Origin of the sequence: Acinetobacter sp. 161(2023), from assembly GCF_037027805.1 — a bacterium.
Lineage (GTDB): Bacteria > Pseudomonadota > Gammaproteobacteria > Pseudomonadales > Moraxellaceae > Acinetobacter.
Genome location: NZ_JAZEYD010000005.1, coordinates 139,574 through 159,508 on the forward strand (window position 1 = coordinate 139,574; position 19,935 = coordinate 159,508).

20 protein-coding genes and 2 pseudogenes are annotated in these 19,935 nt (G+C 37.4%); 8 read left to right on the top strand and 14 right to left on the bottom strand.

Annotation, left to right across the window (positions count from 1 at the left end):
* Positions 1–62: 62 nt before the first annotated feature.
* From WA249_RS06330 to WA249_RS06360, 7 genes are read right to left on the bottom strand one after another with little or no spacing between them, the layout of a single operon-like run.
* Complete coding sequence (locus tag WA249_RS06330; RefSeq protein ID WP_336167311.1) at positions 63–485, bottom strand: type IV pilin protein; 423 nt, start codon at positions 483–485, stop codon at positions 63–65.
* Positions 485–1,048, bottom strand: coding sequence for a type IV pilin protein (locus tag WA249_RS06335; RefSeq protein ID WP_336167141.1), 564 nt, complete (start codon positions 1,046–1,048; stop codon positions 485–487). Before WA249_RS06335 ends, WA249_RS06330 begins: the two co-directional genes overlap by 1 nt.
* Before the next feature lie 9 nt (positions 1,049–1,057).
* A complete protein-coding gene (locus tag WA249_RS06340; RefSeq protein WP_336167143.1) occupies positions 1,058–5,191 on the bottom strand; it encodes a PilC/PilY family type IV pilus protein in 4,134 nt (1,377 codons plus the stop codon).
* Positions 5,192–5,215: 24 nt separating this feature from the next.
* The gene (locus tag WA249_RS06345; protein ID WP_336167145.1) at positions 5,216–5,905 is read right to left on the bottom strand and encodes a pilus assembly PilX family protein; all 690 of its coding nucleotides are present in this window, start codon (positions 5,903–5,905) and stop codon (positions 5,216–5,218) included.
* The gene (locus tag WA249_RS06350; protein ID WP_336167147.1) at positions 5,902–6,819 is read right to left on the bottom strand and encodes a PilW family protein; all 918 of its coding nucleotides are present in this window, start codon (positions 6,817–6,819) and stop codon (positions 5,902–5,904) included. The genes WA249_RS06345 and WA249_RS06350 overlap by 4 nt, the downstream gene beginning before the upstream one ends.
* A complete protein-coding gene (gene pilV / locus WA249_RS06355) occupies positions 6,812–7,303 on the bottom strand; it encodes a type IV pilus modification protein PilV (RefSeq protein WP_336167149.1) in 492 nt (163 codons plus the stop codon). The genes WA249_RS06350 and pilV overlap by 8 nt, the downstream gene beginning before the upstream one ends.
* A gap of 14 nt (positions 7,304–7,317) precedes the next feature.
* Entirely contained in the window at positions 7,318–7,758 is a 441-nt protein-coding gene (locus WA249_RS06360; protein ID WP_336167152.1) for a prepilin-type N-terminal cleavage/methylation domain-containing protein, read from the bottom strand.
* On the opposite strand from WA249_RS06360, the pseudogene WA249_RS06365 reads away from it, so the two are divergent.
* Positions 7,664–7,964, top strand: a pseudogene (locus WA249_RS06365) (hypothetical protein); the annotation flags it as partial. The gene WA249_RS06360 and the pseudogene WA249_RS06365 sit on opposite strands and share 95 nt — an antisense overlap.
* Here the strand turns inward: WA249_RS06365 and ispH are convergent.
* Positions 7,930–8,880 (bottom strand): 4-hydroxy-3-methylbut-2-enyl diphosphate reductase, encoded by a 951-nt coding sequence (gene ispH / locus WA249_RS06370; RefSeq protein WP_003653781.1) that lies wholly within the window; start codon positions 8,878–8,880, stop codon positions 7,930–7,932. The pseudogene WA249_RS06365 and the gene ispH overlap by 35 nt on opposite strands.
* 122 nt (positions 8,881–9,002) lie before the next feature.
* Here ispH and gmk point away from each other — a divergent pair, with 122 nt between their 5' ends.
* From gmk to bfr, 7 genes and pseudogenes are all read left to right on the top strand, one after another.
* Positions 9,003–9,632 (top strand): guanylate kinase, encoded by a 630-nt coding sequence (gmk, locus tag WA249_RS06375; protein WP_336167154.1) that lies wholly within the window; start codon positions 9,003–9,005, stop codon positions 9,630–9,632.
* A 72-nt stretch (positions 9,633–9,704) separates the two neighbouring features.
* Positions 9,705–9,983 (top strand): DNA-directed RNA polymerase subunit omega, encoded by a 279-nt coding sequence (rpoZ, locus tag WA249_RS06380; RefSeq protein ID WP_002116990.1) that lies wholly within the window; start codon positions 9,705–9,707, stop codon positions 9,981–9,983.
* 100 nt (positions 9,984–10,083) lie between these two features.
* Positions 10,084–10,152 (top strand): annotated as a pseudogene (locus WA249_RS06385) (hypothetical protein); the annotation flags it as partial.
* A 39-nt stretch (positions 10,153–10,191) separates the two neighbouring features.
* On the top strand, positions 10,192–12,297 hold the full coding sequence (locus WA249_RS06390) for a RelA/SpoT family protein (protein WP_336167156.1): 2,106 nt from the start codon (positions 10,192–10,194) through the stop codon (positions 12,295–12,297).
* A gap of 144 nt (positions 12,298–12,441) precedes the next feature.
* A complete protein-coding gene (locus WA249_RS06395) occupies positions 12,442–12,825 on the top strand; it encodes a RidA family protein (protein ID WP_002116996.1) in 384 nt (127 codons plus the stop codon).
* 220 nt (positions 12,826–13,045) lie between these two features.
* Positions 13,046–13,240, top strand: coding sequence for a bacterioferritin-associated ferredoxin (locus WA249_RS06400; RefSeq protein WP_009392016.1), 195 nt, complete (start codon positions 13,046–13,048; stop codon positions 13,238–13,240).
* A 245-nt stretch (positions 13,241–13,485) separates the two neighbouring features.
* A complete protein-coding gene (bfr, locus tag WA249_RS06405) occupies positions 13,486–13,950 on the top strand; it encodes a heteropolymeric bacterioferritin subunit Bfr (protein WP_336167158.1) in 465 nt (154 codons plus the stop codon).
* A 42-nt stretch (positions 13,951–13,992) separates the two neighbouring features.
* Here the strand turns inward: bfr and WA249_RS06410 are convergent, their stop codons facing one another.
* The 6 genes from WA249_RS06410 to WA249_RS06435 form a co-directional block, all read right to left on the bottom strand.
* Positions 13,993–15,621: a PglL family O-oligosaccharyltransferase gene (locus tag WA249_RS06410; protein ID WP_336167160.1), complete on the bottom strand. Its 1,629-nt coding sequence runs from the start codon at positions 15,619–15,621 to the stop codon at positions 13,993–13,995.
* Positions 15,622–15,797: 176 nt separating this feature from the next.
* Positions 15,798–16,268, bottom strand: a complete 471-nt coding sequence (locus WA249_RS06415) for a pilin (RefSeq protein ID WP_336167162.1) — start codon at positions 16,266–16,268, stop codon at positions 15,798–15,800.
* Positions 16,269–16,617: 349 nt separating this feature from the next.
* Positions 16,618–17,178, bottom strand: coding sequence for a TPM domain-containing protein (locus WA249_RS06420; RefSeq protein ID WP_336167165.1), 561 nt, complete (start codon positions 17,176–17,178; stop codon positions 16,618–16,620).
* Entirely contained in the window at positions 17,172–18,254 is a 1,083-nt protein-coding gene (locus WA249_RS06425) for a TPM domain-containing protein (RefSeq protein WP_336167166.1), read from the bottom strand. Before WA249_RS06425 ends, WA249_RS06420 begins: the two co-directional genes overlap by 7 nt.
* Before the next feature lie 24 nt (positions 18,255–18,278).
* Positions 18,279–18,869, bottom strand: coding sequence for a LemA family protein (locus tag WA249_RS06430; protein WP_336167167.1), 591 nt, complete (start codon positions 18,867–18,869; stop codon positions 18,279–18,281).
* Between the two features lie 155 nt (positions 18,870–19,024).
* A complete protein-coding gene (locus WA249_RS06435; protein ID WP_336167168.1) occupies positions 19,025–19,888 on the bottom strand; it encodes a metal-dependent hydrolase in 864 nt (287 codons plus the stop codon).
* Between the last annotated feature and the right edge of the window lie 47 nt (positions 19,889–19,935).

The following is a 19,935-nucleotide window of genomic DNA, read 5'->3' on the forward strand; positions in this document are numbered from 1 at the left end:
TACGTGATTTTTGCCCTGAAAGAAAGATTAAATTTTGAGTTATCCGCAGTTTTGAATTTAAATTAGCGCCCATCCCAATTGGAAGTGGTAGAAGTTGTACAAGACTGACCTTTAGTCCAACATTTCTGCCCGTCACTATTCAAAAGTACAGTCCCATTTCCAGCTTGAATCGTATTTGTTTTAGGAGTTGCAGTAAGTGTCCATGTTTGATCATTAACATTTAAAGCAATTCCATACACTGCATTTGAGGTAGGATAGTCTTTACTTATCAAGCCATTATCTAGCGTTGCACTAGTATAATTATGATTAATTACATAGTAACTTTGTAGACGCTGCGCTGTTTGCATCATTTCACTTTGCACATCTGCACGATTTGTCCGAATTCTATATTGTGTATAGGAGGGGTAAGCGATTGCTGCCAAAATTGCAATAATAGCAACCACAATCATTAGCTCTATGAGGGTAAAACCTTCATATTTTTTCATTACCATGTCTCACTACTACTACCACAATCAGTATATCCCCTGACTACATTTTTAACTTTTGTCATACAACGAAAACCATCACTGTTTATAAGTAAATCATAGTTATTAGCTTGCTTAGGTTCACCACTACTATCCTTAGCCCGTTCAACAATAATAACCCAGTTCAAACCTTGGACTTTTGCAGAATCTACTGTCTCGTTACCATCAGAGCCCTTTAAAATAGATAAAGGTAAATGTTGAGTGCCATCTAATAGAGTCAATGTGTACTTGGCAGTTGTTGATGTAGCATCCAGTGGCAACAATAGACTACCAGTGGTTGCATCATAAGGAGTGACCGTTCCAGCATTATAAAGATAAGTGACATCAAAACCTTTATAGCTAAAGTTTTTAGCTTTAAAGCGCTCTAACTCCGTAGCAATACGCTGAGCCTCTTGTTTTGCTACGGCTAGATCTTTTTTTTCAATGTATCGCGTATAACTTGGATACGCTATAGCAGCTAAAATCGCAATAATCACCACAGTGACCATCAACTCAAGTAGGGTAAAAGCTCGTTGTTTAAACATGACTTTCCCCTAACGTGTTTCATACCAACGTAAATACTGTAATTTTGCGCTGTTATCAAATACTTGGCATTCTGGTAAGTTTTTATTGGCTGCCACAGTACAATCTGTCGCTGTTGAAACTACATTCTTAATCAGTGTAGAGCCGTTCGCATAACTACCAAGCCCTGTACCTAAAAGTCCTGCCCCTAACTTTACTTTGTTTGGAGTAATTGTAGTACTTTTATCTGCAGGATAAAAATCACACTTCCCAGTCGGCAAACAAAATTGGTATAGATATGTATCACCTTTTACACCAGCATCACAGGAACCACTAATCCCTTTACCATCACGATGATAAACGTTGACATATAACATACTATCTAGAGCATAAAGCGGATTGATACCTTTATATACTCCAGCATCCGAACTATATGTATATTTCCAACCATTATGTCCTGCTACGGTGACACCTTTACTTGTTACATTACCAAATGAACTGAAATAGCTATTTAAATCTTCTAAGGTACTAATGTTTTTAGTAGTTAATGCAGTGTCAACTAAACTATATAAATTCGCTTTAACTACATCTTTATCAAAAACAACAAATACTCCATCATTTGCACTAGTTGTACCAATCGCATTATTTGTACCAGCTACACCTGATAATGGTGAACTACGGTTACCTGAACTCAGTGCAACCACACCAGCTAGGGAACCATTTTCATCTCTAGAAACAGAAAAACTTGGCATTTCGTAGAAACGAGGACTCCCCCCTTTACCAGAATCATCATGTTGATTTAGTATCCGAACTACATGTGTTGCAAAATTTCCTTTTTGGGTTTTTGCATCCGTACCAGTTGCATTATTATTTAAATCAACACGAAAAACTTGCCCCCCCAAGTCACCAAAATACAAATGATCAATTAAACCATCACTATCACGATCAACAGCATTAATTTGACTAACTACACTGTATTTTAAATCACTATTCTGAGTATATGCTTGAGCACCTTTATCTGCAGATGCATTAGCGCTTGACCACCAAAGCAAATTACCATTGTTGGCATCAAACATATAGAGGCCTGCACCTTTACTATTCGTCTGATTATAAGCAGGATCTTCATAACCAGTGTCGTACCCACCGCCAACAAACATAACCAGTTTCTTTTCACCGCCAAACTTAACATAGCCCAATGTTGGTTTTGACCAGCTTTGCCCCATATAACTTAATGCATTAGTAGTATTTAATGTTCCATCCGTATTATCTGCACCAGCTGGATTGATATGAAACTTAAGTGTAGGGTTTGTAATATCTGATAAATCTAACGCATAGTAGCTACGCCCTCCCATACGCAATCCACCATACACCCATTGCAAACCTTTTAAAGCAATTTCTTTACTACTGGTAGCATCTGTTACAGTACGCCCAGAGTCATTTACCGTGAGTGTTCCATCTGACTTTGCAATATATTGGGTATGAGCTGTCCATGGAGCATCTATGCCATAAAATAAATGATTACTTCCACCGCTACTCAATTTTTCGCTGAGAAACGCTTGAGGTTGATTCTGCATCATTTCATTAGGTGCAAAAGCAAAAACTTCTTTACCATTTGCAGCATCTATAATATGTAAAAGTCCTTGTGTGGTACCAAATAGAAGATAATCCTGACGATTTGTAGTATCTAATTTCCCATTTGTAACCGTAATTTTTCCTTGCTGAGTCAAAAGAATTGGAGAGGAATGCATTACTGCCCCGACTTGGCGAAGCTCCGTTTGACCAATTACATCACTTAAGTTAACCGTTTGATCTATCCCCACATTGTAACCTAATAAATTTAACCAATAGTTTTTTGCAGGGTCATTAACAAAAAGGGCGGTATTACCTGGGTTCATAGCAAATAGATCTTGTAAAGTTACTTTGTTCAGAGCAGTACTTTCTTTTGCGGTATAAGGCGCTACACTTCCTGTAATTTCACGATTGGTATAAATTGTTCTATTAGCGACTTGAATATTATCAGTATTTACCTGAATTCCTAAAGGTAATTGCCCTTTTATACCACCTGTCCAAATACCATTAGCAGATTGGTTCAATGAGCCATCTGTATTAAATAGTTTTGTCGATTTATCATCGGCGTACAATTGACCACTTAGGACATTATACTTATTCATATTTCCAACCCAAAGCTGAGTAGGGTCCTGAGGTTTTGGTGTAAAAGAGGCATAATAAGCATAAGGCTGAATACGCAATGAATTTAATGCATCTTGAGGTAAAGTTGGGGAACCTGTAAGAACTGGCTGAAATGGTGGTGTTACATTTTTAACAAAATTAATGATACTGTTTTTAATATCTGCTGAATTTTCAGCATAATAAAATCCCCCCCCTCCAAAATCAGAACCGCCCCATTTACAGACATTGTATGCATCTAAGTTAGTATTTTTGACAGCCTCACAGTTATAAGAACCATCTGCATTTTTTGGAATACCTGCAAATGATGAACCAAAACCTACAACAGCTGTTTTAATATTCATATCCTGCGGATTTTTTTGGGTATCTGATGCTGTTATTCTATTACGCAGTTTTTTCGCATATTCTCCAATATACTCCCAGCCTCCTGTTTCTCCTGCAAATAAGCCTGAATTTAAAGTTGGTGAATTCAATACTCCCGTACCTGATGGTTTTCCTCCAAACGCATAACTACTGGTTAAAGTAGTATTCATAATTGTTTGTGCCATTGTATCTTTAGTTGAGTTTGGTGCACCATCTGTTAAAAAGTAAATGCCATTACCATCACAAGAAGATTTACTACCACCAGCTTTATAGATATTTCCATTTTTTGTATCACTAGCAGAGTAAGCAAAGCCACCAATTAAACTATCTGATGAACCATCTACAGAAAAAGGATTAGTTCGATAGGATACTAAACCACGAATATTATCGCCATATCCCCAAATAGTTCCCACAATTGGCTCTATATCCATTGGCTCATTATCAACTTTCATCCACCCACCTAAACGCCAGCCTACAGGTAATTTTGTATAAATTTCCCATAGTCGGCTCATATTGCCCACATTAGGTGTATTTCTAAAATCTATGGCAGAAACACTTGTCCACCCTCCTGAACCATTAGGTTTATATATTTTTGTTCCAGAGGTTGCTGTTTTATTTGTAGCGTCATATCCTGGCCAACTATTAACACACTGTTTTACAGTCGCACCTAATGCTGAAGTGGTACTTGTGCCTAGTTCCACACAGATAAAATATACTTGCCCATCATTATCAGCTTGTTGTTTTACCATATAACCATCATAAATAGTCGTGACCTTACCACTATTCGTTCCAGCACTCCCAGTTCCAGTCCCCATCATATATGCACCAGCCTCTGCATAAGCCTGTGCAGTAGGTGTACCACTTGAGGATTTTGTTACGTTAGGGTAATTACTACTTGATAGTTTTAGATCTGTATTTGATGTGCCATCTTCATTAGTCGTTGTATCTAGTGATTTAATAGATGCAATTTGTTGAGCGATTTTAATTCTTTGTGCTTGCGTTAATGCTGTATTTGGAACCAAAATTCTTCCAGAGTGACCATCAGTCAATCTATTACTAGCAGTTCCAATCGTTAACTCCGTTTTAGAAGAAAACTGCCCTAGCCCCATAATGACATCATCACTTAAATCATTACTGGCTAACAAAGGTATAATTGCATCCTTCAAACGTGAAAGACGATCATATTGTGTAATTCCATTTTTAGAACAACCACGTACATAATAAGGAATTGTAGTTGTTCCAATTGTTACAGCTTTATAAATAGAAGATTTATTATAGGTTGGGCTAGAAGGCCGTGAATCTATAAGATTATATGCCCATTCATACATATTAGCTGTTGTGCGATCACTATAATACTCACTTACAGGAACACGACTACAAATTGATGTCTCCACATCACCAGGGCTACCATATTGATTAACTTTAGGTAAAACTAGAGAACTAATCCCCATACTTCCAGAAGTATCTAACATTAATAAAATAGATGTTTTACCACCAGTCGAACTTTTATAAATATCAATATCACTCGCATAGCCCGAAACACTATAACAAGTCGTAAATGTCATTAATGCTGACACCGTTATAGAAAGCAATTTCTTTTGATTTAAATTCATCATTTTTCAATCCCCAATCTTTCTGTATTACGATGCCAACTTTGGCGAACCACCAACGGTATAATCTGCATGCTGCATGTTATAAGGTATATTTAACCCATCAAAACAAGCACCTATAAAAGAAGCGCGTTGTTTAAAGCAATTTTCTATTTGTGAGCTACTCGCTCCAGAAAAACTTGGTAACACTGAAATAACAGTAGCTCCAATATTATTCGAAATACTAGGAATATCACTTTGTCCTAAACCAGTTCCTATTGGTACATTTCCAAATGGGCTACCTGTAGTTGTTGCACGGGTTAAATAAATTTGAGATAAAACGGCTGAACGACCTGTTGCAAACCAATTGGACTTACAAAAACCTTCCACCCCAATTTTCGTTGTCCCACCATCAGAAGTAATCGCACTTGCTTTTTGTAAACTAAAAAATGTACTTTCTGATGCCTTATAACAAAATACCAGTTCATCTTGTGCATTATCTGCCGAGTTAAAATAGGCAAACATGCCATTTAAAGCCAGTTGCTGCTCAATCTTTGCTGGGTTCTCAATATTAAATAATGCTGCATCAGAGTTTTCGAGCAACAAAGCATTTACTTGACTATTAGTAGCAATTTTTAAGCCCAAAATGCCTGATTTAATCGCAAGAGTACCTAACAAGGTCACCATGATTAAAATAATAAGAACAACAATGAGTGTTGCACCGCGCTGCTTTCTTCTCATGAGGCCCCCAATGTGTTTCTTAATGCCACCACTTGACTTACAGCCTGACGTAAATATTTTTGATTGACTGCATCTGTTCCACTTAATGTCACATTCTGTCCTGCCAATTTAAATATCTTTTGGTTATTTAAAGTTGAATCAGAACCAATTTTTCCTGTCGAGCGTGCTAATACCCCTATTTCAATAGAAATAACTTGTAAATATTTTTTTGGATCAGTAATGCTACTACCCATGGCTGCTTTATATTCACTCAAGTTCATATAGCGTAATGTGTTATCATCTAGTTTTCTGACCCCCAAACGCACTTTAAAAGCATCAATATATTGCATAATTTGTTGTGCGTTATTATCCAGACCAGTAATTGCGGTATCACCAGTCGCATACCATCCAGCATCACAAGCCAATGAATAAGAAATTGGCTCACCTGTAGGTTTATTAATCTCTTTTAGGAAGTAGCGTTGGACAATAGTTTTAGACTGTGCATCGGTAATCGTATTTCCCTCACAATCTATGATTTCATTTGCAGCAGGCACATACTGAATAGTTAACTGATCACTTTTCCCAGAAGTATTGTCAGTATCATTATTCTGTAAGGAAACAAATTTAGTTTCTAAATTGGGAATATTTTGTAAATTGCTAGGAAGATTCTCTTTCGCAAAAATAATACCTGAACCAATCACTTTATTATTTACATATTGACTGGATGGGGTATTCAAATTGGCATGTCGTAAATCATGTGTTAAAGATGAAAGTCCAAAATTGGCATTTTGCTGTAAGCCTCCTAAACTACTTTGCAAACCCATTGAGCGCTGACTACTTAAAAAAACAGCAAGTCCAGCAGCAACAATTAGCAAACCAAGCGCCAAAGCGATCATAAGTTCAATCAAAGTAAAAGCTTGTTGAGGTTTAATCATGGTTATAAACCTCCATAATGATACATTTGGCATCAGGTACATAGGCTGTGCCATTGGTACAATTTGGAGCACTACTTCCATCTGTAGCTGTAGTACCACCCCATGCAACATATATGCATTGACGAGTTAACGTAGAGCCTTGACAATTTAATACTGCAAGACTCATACCTAAGTCTGTAGCATGTTGTTTGACCTGAGCATAATCGTATTTTGCCATCTGAGCAGCATTACAAAATGTTGTAGAACAGTCTGTTAATATGTCAGTGCTACCAATATCTACATAACTACTTAAACCAGTTCGATTCACACGAATACGTTCTGCCAAATCTCGGGCAATATTGGTTGCTTGAATGTTCTGACCTGCTTCAGTACTTGCAGCAACTGCTCGTATTTGTAAAGCAACAAAACCAAGTACAGCAATGCTCAATAAAAGTAGTGCAACAAGTACTTCCATTAAACCAGCACCTTTTTGAGAGGTTATCATTATTATTTCCCCAGTTAATTCGGACAGCTTGTTGCCGATTTATCGTAAAAAACGATGCCATCTTTTTGCACATAAATATAAGATATTAAAGTGTTATCTAAAGTATGTCTGAATACAAAACATAAGTTTCCTGTTGCTGTGGATTGTCCCTGACGGTTATAGGTAACACTTGCGGCACCACTGTATTTCTCAACACGGCTAGAAGGTATCCATTTTTTATAAAAGGTGGTCACGCTACTATCTAAAGCCAACACTCGATTACTTTGTTTAAATACAGCTTCTGAGCGAGTTTCAGCCAGTAAGTTAACAAAATTACTAGTATCAGCAATCAATTCGTTTTTACGAATCGTTTGGGTAAAAGACGGCGCAGCCATCATTGCAATGATAGCCATTACTGTAATCGTCACCATGAGCTCAACCAAGGTGAACCCTTCTTGCGGAATAATTCCCCTCATCCCCAGAACCCCAAATAAACTTAAGAATTTTTTATTTATTATTTAAATTTTACGGTTTAGATTTACAAAACAAATACAAAGCAGACAAAGGGTATAAAAAAACAGATAATCGTCACATCAACAATTATCTGTTTTACTATTTTAAAATCAGTATGTTAAATAAGTCACATTTTATGCTTGAGTCACGTGAATGCGTAATTCTTTAGGAAGACTAAAAGTTATATTCTCTTCACGTCCATCTAATTCTTTAGGTGCTTGCGCGCCCCAGTCTTGTAAACGTTGAATGACTTGCTTAATGAGAATTTCTGGCGCTGAAGCACCCGCTGTCACACCAATTTTGCAAGTATCATTGAACCATGACTGTTCTAACTGATCAGCATTATCTACAAGGTAAGCAGCTTTACCCATACGCTCTGCAAGCTCACGTAAACGATTAGAATTTGATGAGTTAGGCGAGCCTACAACCAATACCACATCACATTGTTCGGCCAAGTCACGTACAGCATCTTGTCTGTTTTGAGTTGCGTAGCAAATATCATCCTTACGCGGACCTTGAATATGAGGAAATTTTGCACGCAAAGCATCAATAACTTTAGCTGTATCATCAATAGATAAAGTTGTTTGGGTTACAAATGCAAGTTTTTCAGGATGTCTTACTGCAAGTGCTGCAACATCAGCTTCATCTTCAACCAGATAAATGTCACCCCCTTTCAATTTGTCATATTGCCCCATTGTTCCTTCAACTTCAGGGTGCCCTTCATGACCAATTAAAATTGCTTCAGTACCTTCACGCGCGTATTTAGTCACTTCAATATGAACTTTGGTAACCAGTGGACAAGTCGCATCAAACACTTTTAAGCCTCGGCGCTCCGCTTCTTGCTGAACAGCTTTTGAAACACCGTGAGCACTAAAAATTACAATTGAGTCATCCGGAACCTGATCTAGTTCATCAACAAAAACTGCCCCTCTTTGACGTAAGTCATCTACAACAAATTTGTTGTGTACAACTTCATGACGTACATAAATAGGAGGGTTAAAACATTCTAAAGCCCGATTGACGATTGCTATGGCTCGATCAACACCGGCACAAAAACCACGCGGATTAGCTAACACAATTTCCATAACAGCCTCAAAATTAATAAAACAGGGGAATTTCTCTTGAATATTTGCAATTAAAACTATTCAGTTTAAACGCACGGTACACTACAATAGCGAAGATATTTTATCATATCAGGAAAAATATCATGTCGGGTCTATTGTTTGTCGTTTCTGCTGCATCAGGAACGGGCAAAACATCTTTGGTGAAAGCCCTGCTTGACCGTGTGAGCAACTTACATGTTTCAGTCTCACATACTACCCGAGGTCAACGTCCCGGCGAATTAGATGGTGTTCACTATCACTTCACCACAAAAGATGAATTTCTAGACCAAGTCAACCATGACGGTTTTATTGAATACGCTGAAGTATTTGGTAATTACTATGGCACGTCTCAAGCAACTGTAAAACAACAATTAGCTCAAGGACACGATGTTCTACTTGAAATTGATTGGCAAGGTGCAGAGCAAGTACGCAAACTTTTTCCTGAATCCAAGCAAATATTTATTTTACCGCCAACACAGTTTGATCTCCGTCAGCGTTTATCTAATCGCGGCACAGACTCAGTTGAAGTCATTGAACATCGTTTAGGCTGTGCAGTTGAAGATATGCAGCATTACACGAACTTTGATTACATCATTATTAATGATGACTTTAATAAAGCCTTACATGAGCTTGAAGCGGTGATTACAGCAAACCGTCTAGTGCTATCTCAGCAAGCAAAACGTCATCAAATATTAATTCAAGACTTGATTACTCCTCAACCAAAACAGGAATAACTTGAGTCTAGATCGAAAGCCTTTTATACTATTTAGTCTGTTCAAATTCACCATTCCAAAACGAGAACTTTTATGGCACGCGTCACCGTTGAAGATTGTTTAGATCATGTAGACAACCGTTTTGAGCTTGTGCTCGTTGCAAGTAAACGTGCTCGTCAATTGGCACGTCAAGGCATGGAGCCAACTGTAGAATGGGATAACGACAAACCGACTGTAGTTTCTTTGCGCGAAATCGCGGCAGGTCACGTTACTAAGGAAATTCTTAAACAACGTGAACAAGATTATCAAACTTCTAGTCTTGATCTTGCTCTTTCTACAAACAGCTTAAACTTAGAAGGTTTTTCTTTCTAATTCATTCTGTTTCATAAAAAAACCATCGTTTTTCTGCGGTGGTTTTTTATTTGGTTTTGCCTTGAATTTAAAGATATTGAAAAAAGCAATTATTTTCATTGAAAAAAAATACACTTTTTCAAATGAAAAAATTGACAAGTTCCGCAATATGCTTTTCATTAAGAAGTAGATAGATTTAGTTTCTCAGTATTAGGAAAAAGGGTGATTTATGCCAGGCGAAGAGGTCAGCCAAGCCAAGCAACAGCTTAAATTGATTGTCGACCCTTACTTATCGGTAAGTGAGGTCGAGAAAGTGCTTGCTGCCTGTGATTTTGCCGATCTAGCGCATAGTGGCATTACACGTAAAAGTGGTGAACCCTACATTCTGCATCCAATTGCTGTCAGCTGCATTCTTGCAAACATGCGTTTAGATGCTGAAACCTTAATGGCGGCACTTTTGCATGATGTTATTGAAGACACTCAATATACAAAAGAAGATATTACTGAAAAGTTCAGCCTGACAGTTGCCGAGCTGGTTGACGGCGTAACCAAACTTAGCCAGTCAAGTGATAAAGAATATAACAAAGCCGCCTCATTCCGAAAAATCTTGCAAGCGACCCTACAGGACCCACGTGTCATTATTATTAAATTAGCCGATCGCTATCATAATATGACAACCCTAGGTGCTTTACGCCCAGATAAACGCGCCCGCATTGCTCAAGAAACGCTTGATATCTTTGTGCCAATGGCAAGATTAGTCGGCATGAATGAAATGGGTGATAATTTAGAAAATCTTTGTTATCAGAACCTTGATCTTGATATGTTTGATAACGTGCAAAATGCACTACGTCTAACCAAACCAGAGCGATGTAAATATCAAAGTATCTGGGAACAAAACCTCGCTGAACTTCTTCATAATTATCATATTCAAGGGCGCATTAAAAAGAAAAATAACAATATCGAATTATTACGCCATTTCGTTAAAAATGAGATGGATCTACAAGAGCTTACCCATAGTCATGCTTTTGAAATCATTTTACAATCAATTGCTGACTGTGACCGCTTAGTTGAGGCTCTAAGAGAAAACTTTCAAGTTATTCAATATCAAGACCATATCCGTCGTCCGCTACCGGGTGGTAACCAATCTTTACTGATTAAACTTAAAGGCGAAAAAACCACTCTCTCTCTTACCATTCAAACCGAGCTTATGCGTAAAGCTGCCCGTTTTGGGGTAGTGCTTGGTGAAAATGCACCACAGACTTGTCGCTCAGCCATTCAGGCCTCTATGCAAAATTTGAACACGCTGATCGATGGAGAATGTGCAAAAACGACCTTCAATGATTTATTAGATTACTTACATCAAGAAAAAATCTGGGTTTACACACCACATGGTCAACTCCATGAATTACCACAAGGTGCTACCGTAGTTGATTTTGCTTATTCAGCTAGTTTATTTTTAGGTAACCATGCAGTTGGTGCAAAAGTAGATGGTGAGATTAAACCACTATCGACACCATTAATTAGCGGTCAGGTTATCGAAGTTATTACAGATGTGTTAGCAACACCAAACCCAGACTGGTTAAGTTTTATTAACACTCAAAAAGCTCGCCGTGCGTTGCAGCATGTTCTTAAAGATCAAGATATTGAAGAACAACGTTTAGTTGGTGCACAAGCACTTTCTCGAGCACTGAAACTCTTCAATCGTTCAATTAATGATCTTTCTGAAGCTGACTGGTTAGATTTACTTCAATGGCGTCATATCGATAATAAAAATACATTGTTTGAACAAATTGCGGTTGGTGACTTACTACCTCAACTCGTAGCTAACCACCTATTTGCTCATGACAAACATCCACAGATGGAAAATTCAGATCGACTCATTCAAAGTACTGAAGGTATCGACGTTAAATATGCGCATTGCTGCAATCCAGTTTTAGGTGACCCGATTCAAGGACATTTAACACGTCGTGGATTGATTGTGCATCGCATCCGCTGTCACAACTTACTCCATGAACAACATCTCCATCCTGAAAATATCATGCCGCTTCAATGGAAAGCAGATGATGTAGATGATGTACGTTTTACCGCCTACCTCGCTATAGATATGGCAATGAATGATGAGCAGGTATCAGACCTGATCTATCAATGCCGTAAAAATAATGCAGGGGTAGAAATGGTTCACTCAAATGAGCAAAGAACGTTTGTTAATATTGTAGTTAACAACCGTAAACATATTGCGAAAGTCATCCGTGACTTACGTATGCATTATGGATTCCCACGTATTGAACGCTTGGATGCTCCTAATCCACAAATGGAAATTTCAAAAGTAAGCTAAGTCTTTACAAGGGCTATTGGTCAGGTTTATGTTTATTTAACAAAATCAAACTTTCCAAATTCACTCAATCAGTTAAATCGATGATACTTTTGTCAAAACCTATCATCGATTATGATGGAATGAGATTTAATCAAGGAGAACCAAATGTCCCGCCAAGTGATTCATACTGAAAATGCCCCTGCTGCTATCGGCACATACTCTCAAGCTATTTTAGTTGATAATACATTATATCTTTCAGGGCAAATTGGTTTAGACCCATATAGTATGGAACTTGTAGAAGGTATTGAAGCTCAAATTCGCCGTGTATTTGATAATTTAAAAGCAGTTTGTGAAGCTGCTGGCGGTTCTCTAGCTGACATTGCCAAGCTCAATATTTTTCTAACTGATTTATCAAACTTCCAACTTGTAAACCAAATTATGGGTGAATATTTTGCTCAACCGTATCCTGCCCGTGCAGCTCTTGGTGTAGCAAGCTTACCAAAAGGTGCGTTAGTGGAAATGGATGGAATTGTAATTATTAATCAATAAGATATATAAAATATATTGAATATTTCCCGTTAAATTCTTAGCTCTAAATCATGAACCACCTTTGTATAAAATCTGAACATAACTCAGATTTCCGCTCAGGTGGTATTTTTTTATCCAAATTCCCAATAATAATAAATGAGATTTTAAATGAATTTCATTGACAAACGATAATAATTATCAATAATATCAATTATCGCATTTATATTTGGGGATCACTCCCATGTACGTTTGCTTGTGTCGTGGCATTACCGATCAAGATATTAAAGACGCTGTTGAAAACGGCGCTGAAAGCTATCGCGAAATTCGTGATTTGCTTGATCTCGGTACTTGCTGTGGACGCTGTGCACCAGAAGCACGTGCTATTATTAGTGAAGAATTAGCAGAAATCGCTGCTCGTATTTCCGTAGCTGCGTAATCGAATTATAAAAATTTAATAGTATTTATTAGCTCCTCCACCGCTTTTTGCGGAACATTCATAGTTCCTCATTCAAGCGGTTTTTTTTGGCTGGAAACTCTCCTTTCCTAATATTGTGTTGTTTTTGATTGCGATTTTCATTTGCTGTTCTATAAATTACTCGCCATATCCATGATTGTTCACTAAAATGGTTTTATAGATTGCCTTATTTGAATTGAGGCAGAAATTGTTTTGGAGTAGCTACAATGAAAGGCAATCGTGATGTCATTAACCAGCTCAATCAAGTGCTGTATCATCATTTAACGGCAATTAATCAATACTTTTTACATTCACGCATGTTTAATGATTGGGGAATTGAGCAGCTTGGCTCTGCCGAATATAAAGAATCAATTCGTCAAATGAAGCATGCAGACAAAATTATTGAACGTATTTTGTTTTTAGAAGGCCTGCCTAATCTTCAGCATTTAGGCAAACTTTATATCGGCCAACACACAGAAGAAGTTCTTCACTGTGATATTCGTAAAGTGAAAGAAAATATAGAGTCAATTCAAAAAACCGTTGCACTCGCTGAAACAGAACAAGACTATGTAACTCGTGATCTTGTTCAAGAAATTTTAGAAAAAGAAGAAGAATATTGGGACTGGTTAGATACTCAAATTGACCTTATCGGCAGCGTTGGCATTGAAAATTATATCCAGAGTCAAATGTAATTTCTCATAAAAAAATCCCCTTGTACTCAAGGGGATTTTTTATTACTTTTCTTTTAATAACTCTAGCAGCGTGATTTTTTGATTATAAAGATGCTGTAAAATAAATATTTGTTGTTCTGCCTGCTCTACTTTTCCATTATAAGCTAACAATTTTGCATATTTACGCAAGTTATATGGAGTAGGTTTATTCTTTACAAAATTTTCCCACTGAGCTAAATCAGCCTCAGATAATACAATTTGAGGATTAAGTTCAATCCATTTTAAACGTTGCTTAAACTGTGTTAAAACAAAAATTTTATTACTTCCCATGAACGCTGCATTTGGACGCTTATTATTAAAAAGCAAATCACTATTCAGAACATAGACATTGTAATCACGTAAAATCGCAAGAATAAGCAGCAAACTTACAGTGCATATTAAGCGGAGAAGTTGTTTATTAAGTACAACTCCTTTGAGGACAGGAACCTGTGCTTGCACAATACCAAGTAAAAAACCACAAGTAAGCAAGAAATAAGCATAGCGCTGTGGGAACTCTAACATGGCATGAATAAACACTGTGCACACCATCATAATTGCGATAATCGAGATAGTATTCTTAGCTTGTTGATTTAACCAAAGAAACCAGCAAACAAAGTAAGTAATGACTACAACACCCAGCGGAATACCATTCCAGATAATTAAGTCGAGTAGTACATTATGAGCACTTGTGGTCCATTCTCCTGTTGGAAAAGCATGATAAACCGTCATTTGTGCCACACTGGTTTGATTCCAGCCATACCCCAACCAAGGATGCTGCTGCGCCGCAAGCAACATTTGCGACCAGATGTTAAATCGTAAATATCCAGAGCTTGCTCGCTCTACCAACGTACTTGCTTCAGTTACATTTGCATTTGACCATGCTTCAATGAGGCTTGTTGCAAAAGGCAGAATCACACCTGCAACAACAAAAAAACCAACACACCATAAAAGACTTTGAATAAACCCAAAACGTTTTTGCTGTTTAAATTGCTTAACAATCCAATAGATGAATAAAAATGGGAAAACAATCCATGATGTACGTGATTGACTCAATGCAACCGTAAATAAAATAATCAGTGCTGAAGGCAAGAGTAACCACACTGCAGCCTTATTCTTTTCATATAAATATAAACAACCCAACAACCCAACAATTAAGAAGGTTGCCATATTGTTGGGCTGACCGAAGTTACCGTAAGGACGGTTGCCAATCAAGTGAAGCATATGAACAAAATGTGAGTCAATATTTAGCCACTGGCAAATTGCAATGAAGCTCGTGGCAACTGATACAACAATTACGAGTAGGCTAAAACCAGAAAAAATCTGATCTCTCTTTTGTTGATCTAAAGACAGGTTGTAACCAGCCAAGACCATAAACCAAAAACCTAACAAGTAAAATGAACTCAATAAGGCTGTGCTCAGATCAAAAACCAAACCGAAACCCCACTGCACTATTGGGATTAAAGTAAATGGCAGCAACAATAGTTGTGCTCTAGGAATTTTAATATCTTGCTGAATTAGAGCAGCTAATACGCATAACCCTGCCCCGAAAGTACTCACTTCACTAGAGAACATGACCCAAGGGCTATAGTGAAATGGAGACAACCATGCAAAACCTAACAGGATTGCAGCGAGAAATAGGAAGAATAATTGCATAAAGACAGGTTATAGCCAAAATTTGAGGAAATTATACATGTAAATAAGGAAAGAGAAGTTTTCTAACATATAAGAGTTTTATACTATTTTGAAATTATTAGTGAAAAATAAATTTTGATCTCTAACATAAAAAAGCACCTTACTTAAGGTGCTTTTCACTTTTACTTAGATATAAATTAACGCTTAGTGCCTTTCACATAAGTACTTAAAGTATCATTTGCAGTAGCTGTACAATCAATATTACCCCCCGTATTCATTTGGCAAATTCCCTCATACACCAAACTTTTAACTTCACTAACACCAGTAAAGTTAATAGTAACTGTACCATCCCCTGCTGCTGCTGCACTTGGTGCAGCACCCGACAAAGTAACAGCAGCTGTAGCATAATGCGGAGTTGGCAACACAGAACCAGCGAAACCATACGCCTTAAGTTGTGTTAATGTATTACACTTAGTACCATCACCAGCTTGGTCACTTAAGCAATTTTTAACAGCTTGTTTAATTCCTTCTACATCAGCAATATTAGATGCCCATTTAGACTTAACCGTATAGTCCTGATAAGCAGGAATAGCAACTGCAGCCAAAATACCAATAATCGCAACCACGATCATAAGTTCAATTAATGTAAAACCTTTTTGTGCATTCATAGCCTTTTCCCCAAAGATTGTATGTATGTTTTTATATAAGCTTTTTCAGCTCCCAACTACATAGCAGCAACCATGCCAACTTTTATTTTACTTATAAAACAAAAACTTATATTAATTTTTCAATTTAGTAAATATAAAATCACTGTAAATAACTGACAAAAATTGTCATATGACTTTTCACCATAACGTATCACATATAAAAAGAAGTAAACCAAACTTATCAAACTTTATATTTATTTCTGTGAACAAATCCTCTTTAAAAATAAATAAATAGGTGACATTTTTCGTCAGTCATCTTAAAAAATAAAAAGTAAAAAAACTATGAGATATAGGTTTTTTAGAACACAACTCAATTAATAATAATTGGAGCATTTCCCAATTCATCGGATTGATCTGGCATATTTTCGTCATAAAATCCTAACAACACCTCTCCAATTTGTTGCACACCCATCACTACAGCTTGCTGATATTTTTTCTGTTTAAGCTGTTGAACAATAGATTCACAAATCTGCTGCCAGACCTGATCATTGGTCGCATTTCTAATACCTCGGTCAAATATAATTTCGACATTACGTTCACATAAATTTAGATATAACAATACGCCGCTATTTAATGCGGTGTCCCAAACGCCTAACTCTGCAAATAACTGCTGTGCCCTTAAACGTGTATTTTGTCTATAGGCCTGTGAACATGGAATATGACCTTCAATTACAACCTGTATTTCACCAACATGCCCTTGTTCTGCTTGCTGGACAGCATCGGCAATAGTTTGCTTATCTTGTTTTGAAAAATAACGACTACTCGCAGGAAAGTAACATAAATGTTTAAACCAACGTTTTAGGCTTGGCTCTACAGATTCCTCAATTTTTGGTTGAGTAATAATTTGTGTTGTTTCTGATGTTGTTACCATGAGCCTGAAGCGCCTCCACCGCCAAAACGACCTCCACCGCCACCATAGCCTCCGCCACCACCGCCGAAGCCTCCTCCACGTCCACCGCCGCCAGAACCACTCAGAATAGCCTGCAAAATAAGTTGGGCAATAGAGGTAATGAGTAAAAAGAAAATACCAAAACCAAGTAATAAACTAGTCACTAGACCTGCGCCATTTACAAAACCTGCTACAGCGGCAGCAACACCAGCAGTAGATGCACTAAGAGGTCGTCCTACAATAAATGAACCAACAATTCCGGCAACAAGAATAAATAAAGCCATTGTCAGGGTTGTTTGTTTAGCTTGTTGCTCTTCTGTGGCTTGGTGTTGTCGTTCTTTTAAATCTTGAGCAGCTTGCTGAGCTACTTCTGGATCAAGATTTAAAATCCTGCCAATTTCATCAAGACCTGCATTTAAACCTTGCACATATTGGGCTTGTTTAAAATAAGGTGTAATTTGGTTTCGAATAATTCGACTTGCGACAATATCAGGCAACACGCCTTCTAAACCATAGCCAGTTAAAATTTGTATGCGGCGGTCATTTACCGCAACCGCAATGAGTAATCCATTGTCACGCTTAGCTGAACCTAATTGCCACTGTTCACCCACTCGTAGGGCATAATCAAAAATATCTTCTTGGCCCGTTGTGGGAACAATAACGACACCAATTTGTGCTTTGCCTTGTTGATATAAACTTAGAATTTTTTGGTCAAGCTGCTGCTTCTCTGTCTCGCTTAAGATATTGGCTTGATCAATAACAGGTTGGTTTAAAGTTGGCAAACCACGAATTGATTCACCATCTGCCATATCGTTAGAGACTTTAGGTGAAGGAACAACACTTGAAGCAGCTTGTTCACCCGATTTAGATGCGGTGGCTTGATTTTGCTGCTTTTGAATAATTTTGCCCGCTACTATTGTGTCGGTCTCATCAGTAGCAGTTGCAGTATTATTTTCACTCCATGCCGTATTCTGAAAAAGAACACCACAACAGAGCAAAATTAAGGTCGAGATAAAGACCTTAATTTGCTTTGATTGAAGCAATAGAGTATTTCTCATACGGCACTCCTTTGATTTATTAAATTAATCAAAAGAAACTTTTGGAGTCTGTTGTGCAGAAGCTTCTGCAGAGAAATTAGCTTTTGGATGCATACCAATTACTTTTGCAGTCACTGCTTGCGGAAACTGACGCACATAAGAGTTATAGTCTTGCACCGTTGTAATATAACGATTACGGGCAACTGCAATACGGTTTTCTGTACCCTCAAGCTGAACTTGTAATTCTTGGAATTGAGTGTTGGCTTTCAAATCTGGATAGTTTTCAGATACAGCAATAAGTCGAGATAATGCTCCTGTTAACTGACTTTGAGCCTGTTGATACTTTTCAAGTAAAGCTGGGTCTTCTAAAACTTCTTTATCAACCTTTAAACCAGCAACATTCGAGCGTGCCTGTGTTACTTCGGTTAATACTTTCTCCTCATGCTTAGCATAACCTTTAACTACATTTACAAGGTTTGGTACTAAATCTGAGCGACGTTGATATTGGTTTTGTACTTCAGACCAAGATGCTGTTACTGCCTCATCTTTTACTTGTAACGTGTTATAGCCACACCCCGAAAATAGTAAGGTACTGGCAAGTGTCGTTGCGATTGCAAATTGTTTCAACGTTTTCATCGTCACATTATCCTCAAGTTTTTCTTTATATTTTTAACCTCTTTACCCGATTGTATGATGAATTTGGCATTATTGTGTTGCTTTTATTTTATTGATTTTTAAAAAACCTGATTTTTAAATCCGGTTTTCTATTAACTTAATCTTTGATCTTTTTCTTATTGAAAACTTGCCATTTGATATTCTTCTGCTAACAAACTTTTCCAATAATCGACCATCTTGCCGTAATCCTTTTGACTAGGATGAAAATCTTTTTTGTAATATGAAAAATATTCAGGCATTAACTGGACAAGCATTTTCATCAGTAAATATAGCCCAAACAAATTACCACCAATTTTAGGTAAGCTATTCCACTTATCTTGCCAAAATAAACGAGTTGTCCCATAAAAAGCGAGACTCGCAAACCCAGTAGTAACACTACGCATGAGTAAACGACGAATACGATCATCTCCGTACACATGCTGATAGACATCGAATGCGACTGAACGATGCTCAATTTCTTCAATCGCATGCCATACCCAAAGTTTTAACGCATCTTGATCTAGGGTTTTTAATAGCTCTGGATGCTGTAAAACATATGCTCCAAGTAAAGCAGTAAAATGTTCAAAAGCACAGGTAAGAGCCAACTGTAGTTTAGGCGGAATCGTTCTTAAATATTTATCACGCTGATTTAACCAATTTTGAAAACTGTCCAGATTATAATCATCACGCCGCCAAGCTTCATTAAACTCACTATGAGCTTTGGAATGCATAGCCTCTTGCCCAATAAAAGCTGCAATTTGTGCTTGTAGTTGAGGGTCTGAGACTTTATCACGCACATTACGTACGCTATTTACAAAAAATTGCTCTCCTACAGGAAAAGTCGAGGAAAGTGCAGTTAAAAAGTGAGACATAAGAGGAGAATTGACAAAATAGTGCCGTTTAATCGCCGCTGGATTAAACTCAAGGCGACGCACTGTAATACCCAACGCTTTTCGACGATTTAAATATGATTTTTCTGCCGTCATACCTGCGATGTTCATACTCAACACCTATTGTATTGAAGAAGGAAGATTTAAGTATGTCGCGA